This window comes from Streptomyces sp. adm13(2018) (assembly GCF_008042145.1).
In the GTDB taxonomy this organism is placed as follows: Bacteria; Actinomycetota; Actinomycetes; order Streptomycetales; family Streptomycetaceae; genus Streptomyces.
This window is the reverse complement of the sequence record NZ_RDBH01000227.1, coordinates 1-1507: the sequence shown is the minus strand read 5'-3', so window position 1 is coordinate 1507 and position 1507 is coordinate 1. Positions and strand designations below refer to the sequence as shown.

At 76.8% G+C, this 1507-nt stretch carries 2 protein-coding genes; both read left to right on the top strand.

Going from position 1 to position 1507, the window contains the following annotated elements:
• Nucleotides 1-619 (top strand): DUF3017 domain-containing protein (locus EAO70_RS35905; RefSeq protein ID WP_261993226.1); only part of this gene is annotated, 619 nt, incomplete at its 5' end.
• 254 nt (nucleotides 620-873) lie between these two features.
• Nucleotides 874-1507 (top strand): helix-turn-helix domain-containing protein (locus EAO70_RS35900; RefSeq protein WP_148006978.1); only part of this gene is annotated, 634 nt, incomplete at its 3' end.

Here is a 1507-nt window from a genome sequence, read left to right as displayed (position 1 = left end):
GGTTCGCGGCGAGCACCAGCGCGACCGCCGTCGCCACGGGGACGGGAACGGGGGTGCGGCGGGGCGCGGGAGCGGTGACGCCCCGGTGCCCCCCGCCCCGGCCGACGGCGCCCCGGAGCCCGACGCCGTGGGCGAGACCCCGCCCGACACCGCGGGCGGCTCGGCGGCCGACACCGGGGCCGACTCGGCGATCGGTGCGGTTCCGGTCCTCAGTCACGAGGTCTGGAAGCGGCCCGCCCCCCTTCTCACCACCGACACCGCGCGGCCCGAGGGCGGCGGCCGGGCGGCGCCCGGCGACGCCCCGGCGCCCGCCCGTCAGTGGCCGCTGCTGACCGTGCTCGGTCTCGCCGGCATCGGTCTGCTCGTGGTCGGGACGGACGCCTTCGCGCAGTCCTTCCGCATCGGCACGATGCTGGTCGGCGCGGCGCTCCTGGTGGGGGCTGTGCTGCGCAGGGTGATGCCCTCGGTGGGCATGCTCGCCGTACGGTCCCGGTTCACGGACATGATCACGTACGGGGTGATGGGTGGCCTGATCGTGCTGCTCGCGCTCATGGTGCAGCCGCGGCCCTGGCTGCAGATCCCGTTCCTGGAGGACATCCTCCATCTGACGGTCACCTGACGGGCGCGGCCTCCCGGCGACCCCGACGATCCGTGGCGCGGTGCCCGCCCTCTCCCCCGTGGGAGGGCGGGCACCGCTGCGTTCCAGGGTCATGTACGTGCCAAGGTCGGTTCAAGGTCCGGCAGGGCGCTGTGGCACGGAAGTGACCATTCCGGTACCTCGGGTACGCATCCGGGGGCGCGCATCGCCCGGGGACCTGCCATCCTTCGGAGAAGCAGGGGAGACCCGGGAGGCACGGGACAAGGGGGACCGCCATGCCTGGCTGGAAGGCGCTGCCGGACGAACTCGATCCGGATGTGCGTGCGTTCACGGAACGGCTCCGGCGCCTCATCGAGCGCAGCGGCCTCGGCGTCACCGCCGTCGCCGAGCGCACCGGGCGCGAACGGTCCGCCTGGGACGCCTACCTGAACGCCCGCCGGCCGGCGCCCCGCAGCGCGGTCGTGGCCCTCGCGGAGGTGACCGGAAGCGACCCGGCGGGCCTCGCGACCGACTGGGAGCGCGCGGAACGCGCGTGGGCCCGCACCGCTCCCGAGGCCGGGAAGGCCGTTGCCGGCGGCGACGGTCGTGCGGCCGGCCCCGTGGACGGGGACGGCGGCCACCGCGACGGCCCCGAGGCCCCGGACCAGACCCTCCAGATCCGCCGCGTCGACCACCCCGACCGGGCGGCGGCCGCCCCGGGCGTGAAGGGGGCCGGCGGTCCGGGCGTTGCCGGTCCCACCGCAGGGTCCCGCGCTTCCGATGCTCCGGGCCCGACGGGGGAGACCCGCGGCCCGGGTGGTCCCGGCCCCACGGGGGAGACCCGTGCCCCAGGCCTCTCCGAGGGGGCCCGCGCCCCCGGCTCCACCTGGAATGTCCGTACCCCCGGCTCCTCCGGGGAGCCCCGTACCC